The organism is candidate division KSB1 bacterium (assembly GCA_034521575.1).
Classification (GTDB): domain Bacteria; phylum Zhuqueibacterota; class Zhuqueibacteria; order Residuimicrobiales; family Krinioviventaceae; genus JAXHMJ01.
Map to the genome: position 1 here is coordinate 607,106 of JAXHMJ010000002.1, position 16,426 is coordinate 623,531.

The following is a 16,426-nucleotide window of genomic DNA, read 5'->3' on the forward strand; positions in this document are numbered from 1 at the left end:
TCACTGCTTGAGTAAAGGTGAATGTATATTCGATTTATGAATACGCACCAATACATAATAAAGCTGATTCTTCCAGTCCGGATAGCGTTCCAGAATATGAATGTTTTCCAGATGGAACCTTAACTCGAGAAACGAAATCTTTGTAAACCCCTCCTGCGGTGAACTGGTTTTTTTCAGGATTACAATATTGTGGAATCTGACAGCCACATGCGTCAGGATGGAAAATACGGCCTGTTCTTCCGCGGTTTTCCAGGCATCGTTTTCCCGTCCCTGTGACGTATACATGCCGACTCCGTAATAGTATTGATCGCTTTCAAAACAGAATTTTTCGATCCACCAGGGACGTTTTAGCGTTTGAATATCGACCAGCGGTACAGAATCGAGTTTTATGCTGTCCATTGAAAACGCCTGAATATAGTCTTTGGTGAGCAGGTCAATATCATATCGCTGTAATGGAATAATTCGGGAGCGCAGATTGTCTGCGGATTGTTCAGAAAACCAGTAATAATATTCGCTGTTTTTTAAAACGTCATCGCGTCCGGGGTATTCAAAGACCTCGAGGTGCCCGTTGACCACACAATCGGAATAGGCTGTTAGCATGCTGACGACGTCTTCTTTGGCGGACAGGCCGTTATAGGAATAGCCGGTGGTGATGTTGGGATATTTGTAGGGATAAAGAAACCATTCGGGGTAGCTGTTGACGCTCCAGAGCGGTTCGGGGATGAAAAGCAACATGATAAAAATACAGACATCAATCCATTTCATAGGAGCGTCCATGTAAAGTGATACATGCCGAAAATGAAATTCAAAAGATACAGCCGTAAACAGCGCTAAAGGATATTTTATTGTACTTTAAATTAATCAACACGGATTACAATTACAATCATTTTTTTGAATTAAATGTGTGTTGCATCAAGGCGCCTTTTTCTCTTTATCGGTCGATTTTTATCAGAATACTCGAAACCTATAGCTGATTTTCACGGGATAGATTAACAACGGATACAGTGACATTCAAAAATACTCTACTTTGTGAATTCTTGTTGGAAAAAAAACATTTTCTCTTAAATTATCAAGTCAGAGCCGAAAAGAAAAAAGACACGAATACGGGCAATCCTGGATGCTGGCGGCGGCGCTGCTGGATGTTTGTCATTCAGAGTCTCAACGGGCTTTTTGAAGATAATCAGCTGAAAAAATGGTTCGGCCATGAATTCCAGAATTATAGAAAACATGTACAGCGCCGCTACTTTTCTATTTATACCCGGGCTGTACTTTTACTGCTTTTTGCGACTGCCTGGCTGGGACTGTGGGTATGAGCAGAGACGGGCAGGTGAAAAGAGTCAGGTTCGGGATGCTGTACCATCGAGTAAAATGTCATTATTCAAGGAAAGGACAAGAATATGAGTTTCACATGCAATCGCAGAACCTTTTTAAAAGCCGGCGCCGGTGCGGCTGTTTTATCGAGTGCCGGATTCTCCGGCATGATATCATGCGGCGCCGAACACAAACCAAACATTCTTTTTATCCTGGTCGACGACATGGGCTGGTCGGATTTGGGCTGCTATGGCGCCGAGATCAAAACTCCGAATATCGACAGACTTGCTGAAAACGGTCTGCGGTTCACTCAATGTTACAACACCGCAAAGTGCTTTCCGTCGCGCGCCTGTCTGCTCACCGGAGTCTATGCCCAGCAATGCGGCATGGACGAAAAGCATGGTGAAATCAAAAATGCGGTGACGCTGGGCGAGGTTTTGAAGTCCGCCGGGTACCGCACCCTGGCTTCGGGAAAGCATCACGGCACGGAAAACCTGTATGATCGCGGATTTGACCACTATTACCGGTCTGCGTGACGGCTGCTGTAATTTCTGGAATCCGGGTGAAAAGCGACCGGGTGAACCGGAACCGGGCCGCAAACGCACGCGTCACTGGTGTGATGATGCGGAACATTATTACCCTTATACACCTGAGGATAAAGATTTTTATACGACCGATGCATTCACAGACAAAGCCCTGACCTGGCTGGATGAACCGGAAACCCGTGAAAAACCGTTTTTTCTCTACCTGTCTTATACGGCGCCGCATTATCCGCTGCATGCCTGGCCGGAGGATATTGCCAAATATGACGGTGTTTATGATAAAGGATATCAGGCTATCCGTCATGAACGGTATCAGAGACAGATCGAGATGGGACTGATCGAACCGGAAAAAAGCGCCGCTGCCGGAGGTCTCCGGTTCCCAAACCCTGGGAGTCCGTGCAGGGCCTGGAACGGGATAAAGAAATACTGCGAATGCAGATCTATGCGGCAATGATCGATCGTGTGGATCAAAACATCGGACGTCTTTTGGACAAACTCGAACAACAGGGTGAGCTGGACAACACGCTCATTCTGTTTGCATCCGATAACGGCGCCTGTGCCGAAGGCGCCCCAACCCGGGTTCGCTCTGAGGATATTCAGGATTTCGGCGCTGTGGCCAGCTATGAAACAGTGGGGGAGGATTGGGCCACGGTACAAAACACGCCCCTGCGTTACTGGAAAAACTGGTCGCATGAGGGCGGTATCTGCACGCCGCTCATCGCACAGTGGACGGGATACATTGTAAATACCGGCGGATTTTACCGCCAACCGATCCATTTTATTGATTTTATGTCGACGTTTGTTGAAATTGCCGGCGCGTCCTATCCCCAGACCTATAACGCAGAAAAAATTACACCGATGCAGGGCGCCGCTATCGTACCCTCCTTCCGGGGCGAATCCATCAGGCGTGGAAAGCCTTTATTCTGGGAATGGAGAAAAGGCGGGGGAATGCGTGTGGATGATACAAAAGCTGTGTTTTATGAAAAAGAATGGGATCTCTATGATATTGAATCGGACCGAACCGAGACCCGGAATCTTGCCGAAGAAGAACCGGAGATGCTGAATTCCATGCAAGCGAAATGGCGGCGCTGGTACAAATCCGTCAAGGATTCGGTTGATTTGATGCCGTGATCAGAGATGGCTGGACTGAAGGGGTATCGCGAGGCATTGGAAAATGGCGCTATACGGGAATCCATCACGTTCATGCTTAAAGCTGCATCAAACGGCTTGTTGTGTCCTCTGTTTTGCCAAATCAATGGGAATCCTTTGCCATGGGTCTTTGTTAACAATAGCAACTGAACCGCCGTGCTTTTGCCGGTTTTGAACAGGTGGACTTACATGCACAGGAGGCTTGAATGAATCAAAAGTTTATGCAAGTGACTATTATTGGAATGATGATGCTTGTCATGACTTTACCCGCACAGACTGCAGATTTTGGTGTCCGGGTGGGGTCATATACAGATATGGAAGAACTGTTTGTCGGAGGTGAATTGCTGACACCATTGGCCCGTCATACCTATCTCAATCCCAATATAGAATATATTCTGCTGGAAGATGCCACGTATATGACGTTTAATCTGGATGCGCACTATGATTTCTTTCACAGCCGACGCGCTTTTATGTGGGCAGGTGCCGGTCTGGCTATACAGTATTTTGATTGGGACGGAAAAGATAACAGCAACACAGAAACAGGCTTAAATTTACTGATGGGATTAGGATTTGATACGGTGGGGGATGTGACACCCTATATACAGGGCAAATTGATTTTGGGGGATTATGACGATTTTGTGATCGGACTCGGATTGCGGTTCTAACTATCAAACAGGGAGTATAAAATGAAAAAGCTGTTTGTAATCGTATTTATGATCGGTTTTACTGCAACACTCAATGCTCAGGGACTGGGAATCGGTCCTGTGCTGGGATATCAGAAAGCTCAGGATGCGGAAGAAGGGAGTCTGCTGGGAGGCGGCGCTGTGCGTATGAAACTGAATCAAACGTTCGGCATAGAAGGCGCGATCCTTTATCGCTCTGAAGAATATGCTGACGGCAATGTTAAAGTGACCAATTATCCGGTTATGGTAAGCGGGCTGGTTTATCCGCTGCCTCTCGTCTACGCGGCGGTCGGTGCCGGCTGGTACAATACCAAGATTGAGTATGATTATAAAGTCGGTCTGTTTGAACCGGACGATGAGACCAGTCAGGAATTCGGCTGGCATTTCGGCGGCGGCATTGAACTGCCGGTTGGAAAAAATTTAAAGCTCACAGGCGATATCCGCTATGTGTTCATTGATTATGATTTTGAACAAACCCCGACGTCTGATAAAATTGATAATGACTTTTTCGTGATTGATGTCGGTTTGTTGTTCGGGCTGTAATTGAAAGGATAACAGTTGTCAAGATGGGCTCTGATGCGCCGTGGTTGCGGCTTTTCGGATTCAGAGGCATTGACGCAGTATCGGCTAAAATCGCTCAATTTTATGTATGGTGTCTTGTTTTTAATCGCACTCGTCCTTAATTCTACGGGTGCCTGATTTCATCCGGAGGCATTCATCAGGTCTTGAATCGGCATGAATGGCCTCCACTTGGAAAGGAGAAAGCATGAAGAAAAAAGGGAAAATCGGAGTTCTGTTACTGGCAATTTGGCTGATTGTTACCGGACTTGTTACGCTGCTAAGTTTCCATATCGAGTATCTTGATGTCATCATGTCTCTGCTGGCCATTGCGGCAGGTTTATTGCTGCTGCTGGATCGGTAAAATTGGGGGAAAAAGATACATCATGTTTATTCCCCGAATACTCTGAGTGACTGTCAACAAATGAAATCGCAACAGCAAAAAACAAATCCGTCCCGGAAGATTTACAACCGGGACGGGCTTGATTGAATCGCCTTGATTTTGCCGGCTTTGAAAACAAAACGTACTATAGTACGTTCTGTTTGCCCTGGCATTAGCCAATTAATTAATAAAGATTAAAACCCTGTTTTGAAAAAATAATCTTTCAACTTGTTCTCAAACAAAGAACAGGGATGAAATGGATTATCTGTTCATTTTACCCGTCCTATTGCCAATTTATCATGTTTAACGGTTTAAGCGTTTGTCAATTTTTCATTGTTTTCCATTCTCCATTCATTCCCTCTGCTTACTTTTCTATTTACTGCATACGGTTCTAAAAACCCTTGACAATCCCCCCTAAATTAGCTATTATAGTATAGCATACTGCTTTTCCCCCGACCATTAACATCCGACACTGTGCATCTGTGTTCATTATGATGTAATTTATCGGTTTTAACCACCGCAAAAGGAGGGAGGTTATGAACAAACTCGAACTGTTTTGCGTGCGTGTATTCATGTTGCTGTTTGTTTCGTTGGTTCCGGCCCATTCGAATGTTCAAGGCGACAGCCTCGATATTCCTCTCAGTATGAGCGTAGAGGGGCAGCTGGACACCTGGTTCGGCGATATCGCCACGGACGGAAATTACCTGTTCAGTCTGCACAATCTGTCCGGCGAAACCGACAGCCTGAATGTCTTTGACTTGAACGATCCTCTCAATCCCGAACGGCTGCATACCTACCTTCACCACAATAGCGTTTCCATCTATGTGCATGAACATGTTTATCTGACGAGCGACAGCGGAACGGTGACGGTTTACCATGTGGGCAGCGGGGGAGAGCTGCAGCTTGTCTCTGAATATCAATCCGTGAACCGGATTACGGATATGACGTTTCATCACTCCCTGGCAATTGCGCTGCCGTATCAGTATCCGGCGAATGAACAGTCAACCCGGCTGGAACTGGTGGATACAAGTTCGCCCGAGTCGCCTGATTTAACCGGCAGCGTCATGATTCCCGGCCGCGCCAAAGCGTTGAGTCCGGTGTTCAGCGGACACTATATCGCGGCGGCCACTAGCGCAGGCTGGAAGAATAACGGTCTGGTGATCATTGATATCTCGAATCCGGCCGAACCCGTTGTTGTGGATTCATTGACCGAAACAAGGGATCCGGTGGATATCGCTGTTGACGGCAATACCTTGATCCTTGCTCTGAACGGCAGCGGTCGCGCCGAATCGCTGCTCAAATTTTACGACATTGGCGACCCGTTGGACGTCCAGACTGTTTCCGAACTGGTTTTGGACGATGACGGTTTTGTGAGCGATCTGATGATGCTGGAAGGAACGCTTTTCGCCAGTCTGTCCAGCGCCGGATTGATTACCTCACATGCCTGGAATCCGGATCAGCAGACATTGCAATCCGGACCGTCCGTGGCCACCGATTTCCCCATGCAGATGATCGCCATCAGCGACGACCGTTCCGGTCTGTACAAATCCGCACGCACCCCGGACGACGGCGTGACCTATACTCTGTATTCCGGCGAGCAGTCCGAGGGCGTGCGCATCATCAAGATCAGAAAACCGAAAACCGGTGAAAACCAGGTGAAATTAACACTGGCGATCACTCCGGCAAAGGCGGCTGAAGAAGGCTGCGAGATGTCGCCGCCTCCGGGGGTGTATTATTACGATCCCGCAGATGAGGAAACCGTTGAACTCTCCGCCACGCCCGGCGACGGCTGGGCGTTCAGTCACTGGATCGGACCGGTGCCGAATACCAATCCCACCAGCATCACCGTCACCGAAGACACCGAGGTCACGGCGGTGTTTATGCCGATTCTGACGGTCACCGGCCGCGGCGAGCGCCGGGTGCTCTGCCCCGATAAAGCTCTGGAAACCGAGCAGCTCATCACCCCGGTCAACCTGATGGCCAGTCAGGCCGATGACTGGACCGCGGTCAATATCACCTTGAAATCGCGGGGCGCCGGTGATGAACAAAAGGATATTGAAAACGTGATCCTGAAACGCGGACAGGCGGTCGTCGCCACCGGATCCTACAGCCGGGATAACGGTGACATTCAACTGGCCTTTGATCCGCCGCTGCTCATTCCCCAGGCCAGCACCATCCGCATGAATTTGTACTATCAGTTCGATTATGACAGCGCCTACGCACAGGACAGCGTGCGCACGTTTCTCATCGAAACCACGGATCTGACGGCCATGCCCAGACCATTATTCACCGGGACAGATTCTGGGCAGCGCCGGCAACGATACGTTAATGATCGCGCGCGTTGTCAATTCGGCCGATCAGGGATTTGCCGAAATACAGCCGGCGCTCGATCACCAGAGTACCCGGCAGGGCGATACGGTTTGGGTGTGTCCCGGTGAGTACAATGAAAATCTGGCCATCCCGCGCCCCCTGTGTCTCAAAGGAATGAATGCGGCAAAACCGGTTATATTGCGGCACGATCCGGAACATGCACAAACAAAGCTGCCGTTAATTGACATCCGCGCAAAAGAGGGAACGGTATCCATCTCCGGTTTTGACTTTCAATCCGGTCAAACCGCGGTGACCAGTGATTATGCTTTCGAAAGCGCCGTGCAGTTGACCGGGAATACATTTGCTGCAGGATTTGCGAACGCAATCACCTTGTATCAAAACAAACCGATTACTATCGGGGATAATCGATTCGGCTTTCCGGAGCATCACTCTATTTATGTGCATGGTTCTGAGCATGTCAATATCAGTGACAATGAATTTGATAATATTCTGGAACTGTCCCGGGACGATCTGGGCCGGATATATTTTGAGGAAACAGCCGTTTATTTACTCGATGTTTCAAAAGCCGACATCACGGGCAATCGATCGCAAACTGATTTCGGCATATGGGGTCTGCGTGTTAAAAATATAAAGATCCGGGACAACCATGTGGATCAGATGCAGAGATGGGGCGGATATATTGTCCTCAATGACACTGAACTGGCGAATATTACCGATAACAGCAACTTTAGAGTGCTGCTGAACAAGACACTCATGAGCAAAATAGAGGGTAATACTGTGAACTGGCGGCGCAGGGACGGAGATGAACTGGCTATGTTTGATCTCGCCAATGTTGTGTTTCTGGATGTTGAACACAATAATTTGCGCTCTGCAGAGCGCGGGACTTTTATCGGGATTAAAGTCAGCTCGGGTGTCGATCTTGTCAAGCTGCGCCATAATAAAATATCAAACTTTAACAACGGAATCGCCTGTCTGGGCACGTTTAACATGCATAACCATAAATATGGTAATAAAATACTGGACAACAGAATTCTGAACTGCGGATACGCTATTTACATGTATTCCTCCGATAACTGGAGTGTGGACGGCAATGTGTTGCTGGAAAACCATACGGGACTTTTACTGGAACGCAGCGATGATATCCGCCTGGGAATCAATATCATCCGCAACAGCAGCGGATTTCTGACCGGGGTGCATCTGGATCAATCATCCGCCCGCATTGAAAACAATCATATTGCCGGGAATCACGGCAGCGGCATTGCCCTGAAAAACGCCTCGGATGCGCTCATCCGCGGCAACAATATCGTCGACAATAATCCCGGCGTCACCAATAGCCAGCCGGATTCCGTCAGCGCCAACGACAACTGGTGGGGATCGGCGGGCGGTCCCGGCGCTGATGATATTTCCGGCGCTGTCCGCGTGCAAACCTGGCTGCCGCAGCCGGTGAACGCGGTCCTGTCGATTCCGCAAGACACCCTGTTTCTGCGGGATCAGCGGGATTCCGTTGCGGTTTTGGTCAACCGCTTTGACGGTCAGGCGGACGAACTGAATCTGACGATCACCGACGCCACCGGCTGGATGAGCAGCACCGCGGATACAGCGCTGGTACTGCCCGATACCGGCGCGGCCGTGTGCCGTATCAAATTCGACGGCCGCCAGGGGGGAAGCGGCGGCTGGATAAAGCTGAACGCGGTCATGCAGTCGGATGCATTGAGCGCACGCGACAGCCTGTACGTCATGAGCTATACCCCGGTACCGGCATATATTACCCTCACGCCGGATACTGTGATTCTGACCCCCGGCGATTCTGTACGATTCAGCGCCCTGTGCACCGATCAGTACGGACAGCAGCAGCGTACGCCGTTTGACTGGGAAGCGGAGGGAGGCAGTATTGATGAAACCGGACTGTTTACCGCCGGGGAGCAATCCGGTGAGTATCAGGTGCAGGTGAGCGTCCCGGACCAATCCGTGCAGCAGAGCGCAGTGGTGATCATCAGCTCGGATGTGCGGGTGGAACAACCGGATGAGATTCCGCGGGACTATTGTCTGTATCCGGCCTCCCCCAATCCGTTCAATCCGGTGACCACCTTGAGCTTTAGCGTGCCGGAACCAGCCCGGGTGACCCTGCACATTTATAACATCCGCGGACAGCGGCTCTGGTCGCATCAACCAAAAGTCGAGGCCGGCCGCCACCAGCTGCGCTGGCAGGCCCGCGACGACCAGGGCCGGCCTTTGAGCTCGGGACTCTATATCCTCGAACTGCGCGCCGGTGATTCATTTCGCCAGGTACAGAAACTGCTATTGGTGCGGTGAGATCGATAAAGACAGCGCTTTAAATGTGTAACAACTATTTCTGTTTTGGACACCTGTGCTTCATGTTCAATTGATATGTTTAATCGGTTAAAAGTTGAATTGTTAAAAGAAATATTGTTTTTCAGATAAAAACAGAATCATTTTATGTTGTTTCATTATAAACCCGTTCAGGAGGGGGAGGTCTCCCCCTCGCTGCAGCCAGGCTGCCCGCCTCTTGGCAATACTGCCGGCAGTTGATAGTCTGAGCAGGGCGGGCACCGCCTCGCTAAACCGGCCTCACCATCGCGGTGCGATCGAATTACGCAGTGGATGCTACAAGTTTCAATCCCGCACCCCCGCGGGCCGGTTTACCGTCCGTCTGAGAAACGCCGGCCGGCCGCTCGGCTGCCTGTCTTCCGCTCCCCCCTCTGTTTTCACAACGTGCCGGGTGGGATTGTCAGTGCGTCAGAATCATACCCTTGTCGTACAATTTTCAATGGTGCGACAAATGAAAGGAGCAGAGTACAGTTTTTTTTCAATTGTTGCCGATCTCAGTCATTTTTTTACCGTACCCTGTTTCAGAGCGTCCACAATAGGGGGTAAGGTCATCTTAAAACTTGAGCCCTTGATACTTTATTTCTTGCATCTATACAAAAAAATCAATAAAACAAGTAAATCAAACTCAAAAAAGCGGGGCAGTCTTTGGGGTTGAACACATCCACACGGCAGAACCAGCCGAAACGCCTCAATCAGGTGAGGGGAGCGCTGCGCGCGAGCCATTACAGTTTGCGGACTGTGCGAACGTATATCAGTTGGATAATAAAGTTTGTTAAATATCATAATCTTAAACAGGCTTGTAGCGCGATCAAATTTTTGTATCGCAACACGCTTGATAGGTTGATCACCCGCATTTGCACTGCCTGGTTACCGGAGGCGGATTATCCAATGACGGCTCTCGTTCAACCCGCGCAAGACGAATCAGAAATGTCATGTTTTTATACATGTGAATGTGATATCGGATTTGTTCAAAAAGAAATTTATGGCGTATCTAAATGAGGCCTGGCAAGAGGATAGATTAGGGTTTTATGGCAAGATTCAGTACTTGAAACATGAGAACTCGTTCAAATTATTCAAGAAAAAGCTGTACAAGAAAAAGTGGATTACGTTTTGCAAAGATGTTTATCGCGATCCTGAACGAGTGATTGATTATCTGGGCCGCTATACGCACCGGGTTGCGATCAGCAATTACCGGTTTATCAACCACCATAGAGGTATAAAATAATGTTTTCGGTGTCACAATTTCAAAAAAAATAGTCGGGGGCCATTGGAGATGTACGTTTTGGCGAGTTTTATTGAATGTGAAAAGAAAAAAAGAGAATGAAAATAGATAAATTTTTGAAAATTGTTTCTATAATCCATGAAATTGAGCAAAAGAGCAAAACTTTTAACACTATGATACTGGATAGAGATAGGTATAGACCGCGGCATCGTTCAACCGGTATTTTATCCAGCATTGAGCTTGTTTGTTTGACCATTTATAACTTTGTAATCAACCCTGGAAGAGCCGCAGTTATGTGCGGTTTTTTCCGGGCTCAACGCAGGATAAAATACTTGATGTTAGCTGTAATTAAAATAATTATTGACAATGTATACACATTAGCGTTATATTAATACATGATTATTTGGGATCAAAATAAGAGTGTTAAACTTAAACTTGAAAGGAATATTATTTTTGAACAAATAGCCGAGATGATCCTTGAAGAAGAATATATCGATATTTTAGAACACACTAAAAGGAAGAATCAAAAAATATTTATTATTGAAATTAATAATTATATACACGCAGTACCATTTATCATTGACGAAGAAGATAATATTGTACTAAAAACCGCATATCCAAGTAGAAAATTACAAAAAAAATACAGAGGTAAAAAATGAAACTAGATAAATTTGAAAAAGATATTGAAGATAATATTTCTGAATATAAACCTGTATCTGCAAAAAGTAAAAAAAAGATTGATTCGATTATTAGGAAATCAAAAGAGAAAAAGAGTATAAACTTACGAATTAACAATTATGATTTAGAATTATTAAAACAAAAGGCAGAACAGGAAGGCATTCCATATCAGACATTGATTTCAAGCATCCTGCACAAGTATCTTACCGATCAGTTAATTGAACAAAAGGATATTATAAAAAGTGTTCAAATTTTAAAATATGGCAGCTAACCTGTTAATGCAATGGATTTTGCCTCGCAACCTTACAACTAAAATTGACAGTACCGTTTGAGGCAAAACCATTGATTATCATGTTTGACGAAACCGCTTCGCGGTAGCCTGTAAATAAAAAGATTGTTCTTTGACAACTGAAGACCTGTTGTAATGATCCTGATGTTGATGTAGATTCACTTACCATTAACATTATCAAAGGAGGATCATTCACAGCTCGTTGAACAAATGAAAATGGATTTGTCTCTGATGAGTTACAGTCCCAAAACGATACTTGCTTATACTTGTCATGTCGTTTTCTGGAGGCGATTGGAAAACCTGCTGAATCGGTAACAACCGATGATATCAGACGCTATCTGTATGATATGAAAACGGTCAGAAAATGCAGTCAGGCCAATCTTAAACAGGCTTGTAGCGCGATCAAATTTTTGTATCGCAACACGCTTGATAGGTTGATCACCCGCATTTGCACTGCCTGGTTACCGGGGGCGGATTATCCAATGACGGCTCTCGTTCAACCCGCGCAAGACGAATCAGAAACGTCATGTTTTTATACATGTGAATGTGATATCGGATTTGTTCAAAAAGAAATTTATGGCGTGTCTAAATGAGGCCTGGCAAGAGGATAAATCAGGGTTTCATGGCAAGATTCAGTACTTGAAACATGAGAACTCGTTCAAATCATTCAATAAAATCAGTGAAAAAGAGCAAAAAGGTAATATTTTCAACACTATGATATTGGATAGAGATAGGCATAGACCGCGGCATCGTTCAACCGGTATTTTATCCAGCATTGAGCTTGTTTGTTTGACAATTTATAACTTTGTAATCAACCTGGAAGAACCGCAGTCATGTGCGGTTTTTTCCGGGCTCAACACAGGATAAAATACTTGATGTTAGAAAGCTGATAAGATCAATCCTTAAATAAGAAAAATATTGACAAAGCGTACCAAAAGTGGTACATTTCAATTATGACAGATTTATTCCGTTTAAAAGTAGTCTTTTATAAGACTGGATCCGGAAATGAACCAGTAAGAGAATGGCTTCAAGATTTGACTCGTGCGGAAAAGAAAAATATCGGTGAAGATATAAAAACAATACAGTTTGGGTGGCCTTTGGGAATGCCACTAATTCGCAAATTGGATAGTGACTTGTGGGAAATTCGCAGTCATCTAAAAAACAGAACAGCCCGAGTCTTGTTTACTATTATTAATGATAACATGATCCTCCTTCACGGATTTGTCAAAAAAACTCAAAAAACCCCAAAACAAGATATCCAATTAGCAAGGAAAAGAATTCAAGATATTAGGAGTGAATAACGAATGGAAAACAAATATATCGGCAGCGATTTTGATGATTTTTTGGAACAAGAAGGATTATTCGCAGAGGTCGAGGCAAATGCAATAAAAAGAGCAATCGCATGTCATCTTGCAGAATTAATGCAAAAGGAGAATATTTCAAAAACGGATATGGCAAAACGAATGAATACAAGCCGTTCATCAATTGATAGATTACTTGATCCGCGTAATGAATCAGTAACCCTTCAAACTTTGGAGCGAGCTGCTTTAGCTCTAGGCAAACGGCTGGAAATTAAATTCGTCGGCGCTCAGCGGTCACTTTTCTAACATCGGTTTCAACCTGACAAAACCGCCGTGCTTCAATTCAAGTATAGCTGAGATTTTAAATTCTGTGCATTGTATCATTTTTAGTGTAGCGGTTTTGCAGGTTAAACCAGGGTTATCAGAATAAATAAACATATTAACGCTTGACATTAATAACGGGATGTGTTATTATATTATATGATAAAGTCTTTCAAATGCAAAGAAACTGAAAAAATATATTATAGGCAATATTCGAAAAAATTACCAGCTGAGATTCAAAGAATAGCAATGAAAAATTATGGATGATTGATGCTTCTCCTGATCTTAATTCATTACATAGCCCTCCATCCAAGCATCTTGAGTTATTAAAAGGTAAAAGAAAGAGACAATATAGTATCCGAATAAACCAACAGTGGAGAATAACCTTTAGAGGGGAGAAAGGAAATGCATTTGATGTCGAAATTGTTGATTATCATTAGGAGGATATAAATAATGAATACAAAAAAAATACCGCCCATACACCCCGGAGAAATATTAAAAGAAGAGTTCCTTGATCCTATGGGTATCACACAATATCGTTTAGCAAAAGATATAAATGTACCACCACGTCGAATAAATGAAATTGTACACTGCAAACGTTCAGTAACTGCAGATACAGCTCTTAGACTTGGCAGATATTTCAGTCTGTCACCGCAATTTTGGACAAATTTACAAGCTCATTATGATTTGGAAATTGAATCTGATAATCTAGGTAAAAGGCTTAAAGAAGAAGTGAAAGTGTATTCTAAAGCTGTCTAAATCATCAAGTCTGATAATCTGTTAATGCAATGGATTTTGCCTCGCAACTTTACAACTAAAATTGACAGTATGGTTTGAGGCAAAACCATTGATTATCACGTTGAACGAAACCGCTTCGCGGTAGCCTGTAAATAAAAAGATTGTTCTTTGACAACTGAAGACCTGTTGTAATGATCCTGATGTTGATGTAGATTCACTTACCATTAACATTATCAAAGGAGGATCATTCACAGCTCGTTGAACAAATGAAAATGGATTTGTCTCTGATGAGTTACAGTCCCAAAACGATACTTGCTTATACTTGTCATGTCGATTTCTGGAGGCGATTGGAAAACCTGCTGAATCGGTAACAACCGATGATATCAGACGCTATCTGTATGATATGAAAACGGTCAGAAAATGCAGTCAGGCCAATCTTAAACAGGCTTGTAGCGCGATCAAATTTTTGTATCGCAACACGCTTTATAGGTTGATCACCCGCATTTGCACTGCCTGGTTACCGGGGGCGGATTATCCAATGACGGCTCTCGTTCAACCCGCGCAAGACGAATCAGAAACGTCATGTTTTTATACATGTGAATGTGATATCGGATTTGTTCAAAAAGAAATTTATGGCGTATCTAAATGAGGCCTGGCAGAAGAATAAATTAGGGTTTCATGGCAAGGTTCAGTATTTAAAACACAAGAGCTCGTTCAAATCATTCAAGAAAAAACTGTGTGCCAAAAACTGGATTACGTTTTGCAAAGATGTTTATCGCGATCCTGAACGAGTGATCGATTATCTGGGCCGCTATACGCACCGGGTTGCGACCAGAAATTACCGGATTGAATCGATAGACAATGATAAGGTCACATTTTCCTATAAGGATTATCAGGATGACAGCCGCAAGAAAAAGATGTCATTAAAGTATGATGAATTTATCCCGTGAGATAAATTTCGACAATATTATAAATGATTATCCTTGTATTATCTCACGGGATGAATCAGACGTTTTTTGCTTCATGTTCTGCCGCATGGCTATTTCAGAATCCGCTATTACTAACAATTTTGCTCATGAGGCTTTGGTTATAACTAAACTGTTCAAAAGTCGATGGCAAGTTGAACTTTTCTTTAAATGGATCAAGCAACCTTTACGAATAAAAACATTTTTTGGTACTTTAGAAAATGCTGTAAAGCCCCAAATTTGGATTGCGGTTTGTGTCTATGTCTACGCCGCAATCCTGAAAGAGCGGATGAATCTAAATATTTCACTTTACACTTTTTTGGACATTCTGGGCACTTTAGCTTTTGATAAAGTTGATATTTTACAATTCGTTACAAGAAATGATAATTTAACTCAGTAACGTCCGGTTAGGTTTTTGCACGTAAGTAATTTCGTCGATTTTTTCGATGAGATTTTCTACGATTTTTCTTGTCGGAATCTCGCACTTCATTTTGAATTTGAATACGGAGTTCTCGCACTCTTTCGATGTTAACTTTTTCGTTATAATTTTCATGACAATAGATTGCCAGTAGCAAATATGTAATGAGGCCGCCGAGAATTTGAACCATAAGTCCGTACTGACTTCGAGCTATGAGATGATAGACTTTGAGATGGCGTTTCCACCAAGCGAAGAAATTTTCAATTTCCCAACGAAGTTTGTATGCCTGAGCAACATCTTCTGCAGAGAGGTCATAACGATTTGTCGCGATCCAGTATTTTACATTGCCGATTTTATAACCGACAAGTCGTATCGACTTTTTTGTTTGATTGGTGCCCGGCGTCCCCAATAAAACTATAGCATCATAAAAAACAATGCTTTCTGGTTTTATGTCATGTGCATAAAGACATTTTTTTCGTCGATGCTTTGATGCGGCAGAAAAATTGACGACCGTCCTCCTGCCATTGGTCAAAGCGTTTATGGCATTGATAGCCCCGATCAAGAACGCCGGACTGGTCAGAAGAGAGTATTTGATCGACAAATGGTCGTTCACCGGCTAAACCGCCTGTGAGATATAGTTTTGTTGGAATGGACCGATTAATATCAAAACCGAGATGAACTTTTGCCTTTTTAGAGCCGTTTCTATAATCAGCCCAAGTCATTGAAAGAACAGCATCAATCAAAGAACCGTCGATGGCAACAAGCTCCCCCAAATGTTCAAATTGCTTTGGGATAGTGGTCGCAGCTTTGGCTTGAAGTTCATTAAAAACAACAGCTAGTTGTTCGAGGCCGCGATTGTTGATAGCCTCAAAAAAGCTACTTTTTTGATTCCTTCTTTCGGGGCAATATGCTCCCGAGCAAATGTATCTTCTTGAAGAACCTGGACAAGATGAGTCCCTGATTCATGCTCTTCAAGATGATAAAACACGAGGGCATTGAGTTGATCTTCAAATGTCATTTGCAGAGGTCGATCTCCTCGTGAAACTAATGGTGGTACCTTGGACAAGATAGCCTTGATCGGTTCCATTAGTCTTTTGAATGTTTTAGATTTTTGTCGAGGCTTAAACTTTTTGAATTTACGTCGCATTTCCATAACACCTTATATTTATTAATGTTATGAAAATCGACT

At 44.5% G+C, this 16,426-nt stretch carries 15 protein-coding genes and 5 pseudogenes; 18 read left to right on the forward strand and 2 right to left on the reverse strand.

Going from position 1 to position 16,426, the window contains the following annotated elements; translation table 11 throughout:
* The gene (locus tag U5R06_05515) at positions 1 to 765 is read right to left on the reverse strand and encodes a hypothetical protein (GenBank protein MDZ7722286.1); all 765 of its coding nucleotides are present in this window, start codon (positions 763 to 765) and stop codon (positions 1 to 3) included.
* Positions 766 to 1,040: 275 nt separating this feature from the next.
* Between U5R06_05515 and U5R06_05520 the strand changes: the two genes are divergently transcribed.
* The 18 genes and pseudogenes from U5R06_05520 (at position 1,041) to U5R06_05605 (ending at position 15,219) form a co-directional block, all read left to right on the forward strand.
* Positions 1,041 to 1,313 (forward strand): hypothetical protein, encoded by a 273-nt coding sequence (locus tag U5R06_05520; GenBank protein ID MDZ7722287.1) that lies wholly within the window; start codon positions 1,041 to 1,043, stop codon positions 1,311 to 1,313.
* Positions 1,314 to 1,397: 84 nt separating this feature from the next.
* Positions 1,398 to 1,847 (forward strand): sulfatase-like hydrolase/transferase, encoded by a 450-nt coding sequence (locus U5R06_05525; protein ID MDZ7722288.1) that lies wholly within the window; start codon positions 1,398 to 1,400, stop codon positions 1,845 to 1,847.
* On the forward strand, positions 1,810 to 2,307 hold the full coding sequence (locus U5R06_05530) for a sulfatase-like hydrolase/transferase (GenBank protein ID MDZ7722289.1): 498 nt from the start codon (positions 1,810 to 1,812) through the stop codon (positions 2,305 to 2,307). The genes U5R06_05525 and U5R06_05530 overlap by 38 nt, the downstream gene beginning before the upstream one ends.
* Complete coding sequence (locus tag U5R06_05535; protein MDZ7722290.1) at positions 2,250 to 2,984, forward strand: sulfatase-like hydrolase/transferase; 735 nt, start codon at positions 2,250 to 2,252, stop codon at positions 2,982 to 2,984. The genes U5R06_05530 and U5R06_05535 overlap by 58 nt, the downstream gene beginning before the upstream one ends.
* A gap of 224 nt (positions 2,985 to 3,208) precedes the next feature.
* Positions 3,209 to 3,667, forward strand: coding sequence for a hypothetical protein (locus U5R06_05540; protein MDZ7722291.1), 459 nt, complete (start codon positions 3,209 to 3,211; stop codon positions 3,665 to 3,667).
* A 21-nt stretch (positions 3,668 to 3,688) separates the two neighbouring features.
* Positions 3,689 to 4,228: an outer membrane beta-barrel protein gene (locus tag U5R06_05545; protein MDZ7722292.1), complete on the forward strand. Its 540-nt coding sequence runs from the start codon at positions 3,689 to 3,691 to the stop codon at positions 4,226 to 4,228.
* Between the two features lie 223 nt (positions 4,229 to 4,451).
* Positions 4,452 to 4,607, forward strand: a complete 156-nt coding sequence (locus tag U5R06_05550) for a hypothetical protein (protein ID MDZ7722293.1) — start codon at positions 4,452 to 4,454, stop codon at positions 4,605 to 4,607.
* A gap of 554 nt (positions 4,608 to 5,161) precedes the next feature.
* Positions 5,162 to 7,063 carry a hypothetical protein gene (locus U5R06_05555; GenBank protein MDZ7722294.1) on the forward strand — a complete coding sequence of 634 codons (1,902 nt, stop codon included), beginning with the start codon at positions 5,162 to 5,164 and terminating at the stop codon, positions 7,061 to 7,063.
* Positions 6,954 to 9,269 (forward strand): NosD domain-containing protein, encoded by a 2,316-nt coding sequence (locus U5R06_05560; GenBank protein MDZ7722295.1) that lies wholly within the window; start codon positions 6,954 to 6,956, stop codon positions 9,267 to 9,269. Before U5R06_05555 ends, U5R06_05560 begins: the two co-directional genes overlap by 110 nt.
* Before the next feature lie 970 nt (positions 9,270 to 10,239).
* A pseudogene (locus U5R06_05565) lies at positions 10,240 to 10,530 on the forward strand (transposase).
* 392 nt (positions 10,531 to 10,922) lie between these two features.
* Positions 10,923 to 11,186 carry a toxin gene (locus U5R06_05570; GenBank protein ID MDZ7722296.1) on the forward strand — a complete coding sequence of 88 codons (264 nt, stop codon included), beginning with the start codon at positions 10,923 to 10,925 and terminating at the stop codon, positions 11,184 to 11,186.
* A complete protein-coding gene (locus U5R06_05575) occupies positions 11,183 to 11,476 on the forward strand; it encodes a CopG family antitoxin (GenBank protein MDZ7722297.1) in 294 nt (97 codons plus the stop codon). The genes U5R06_05570 and U5R06_05575 overlap by 4 nt, the downstream gene beginning before the upstream one ends.
* A 971-nt stretch (positions 11,477 to 12,447) precedes the next feature.
* Positions 12,448 to 12,795: a type II toxin-antitoxin system RelE/ParE family toxin gene (locus U5R06_05580; GenBank protein MDZ7722298.1), complete on the forward strand. Its 348-nt coding sequence runs from the start codon at positions 12,448 to 12,450 to the stop codon at positions 12,793 to 12,795.
* A gap of 3 nt (positions 12,796 to 12,798) precedes the next feature.
* Entirely contained in the window at positions 12,799 to 13,101 is a 303-nt protein-coding gene (locus tag U5R06_05585) for a helix-turn-helix transcriptional regulator (GenBank protein MDZ7722299.1), read from the forward strand.
* A 174-nt stretch (positions 13,102 to 13,275) separates the two neighbouring features.
* Positions 13,276 to 13,556, forward strand: a pseudogene (locus U5R06_05590) (type II toxin-antitoxin system RelE/ParE family toxin).
* Between the two features lie 13 nt (positions 13,557 to 13,569).
* A complete protein-coding gene (locus U5R06_05595) occupies positions 13,570 to 13,875 on the forward strand; it encodes a HigA family addiction module antitoxin (protein ID MDZ7722300.1) in 306 nt (101 codons plus the stop codon).
* Positions 13,876 to 14,435: 560 nt separating this feature from the next.
* Positions 14,436 to 14,804 (forward strand): annotated as a pseudogene (locus U5R06_05600) (transposase).
* A gap of 106 nt (positions 14,805 to 14,910) precedes the next feature.
* Positions 14,911 to 15,219: pseudogene (locus tag U5R06_05605) on the forward strand (transposase).
* A 7-nt stretch (positions 15,220 to 15,226) separates the two neighbouring features.
* Here U5R06_05605 and U5R06_05610 read toward each other — a convergent pair.
* Positions 15,227 to 16,384, reverse strand: a pseudogene (locus tag U5R06_05610) (IS4 family transposase).
* Between the last annotated feature and the right edge of the window lie 42 nt (positions 16,385 to 16,426).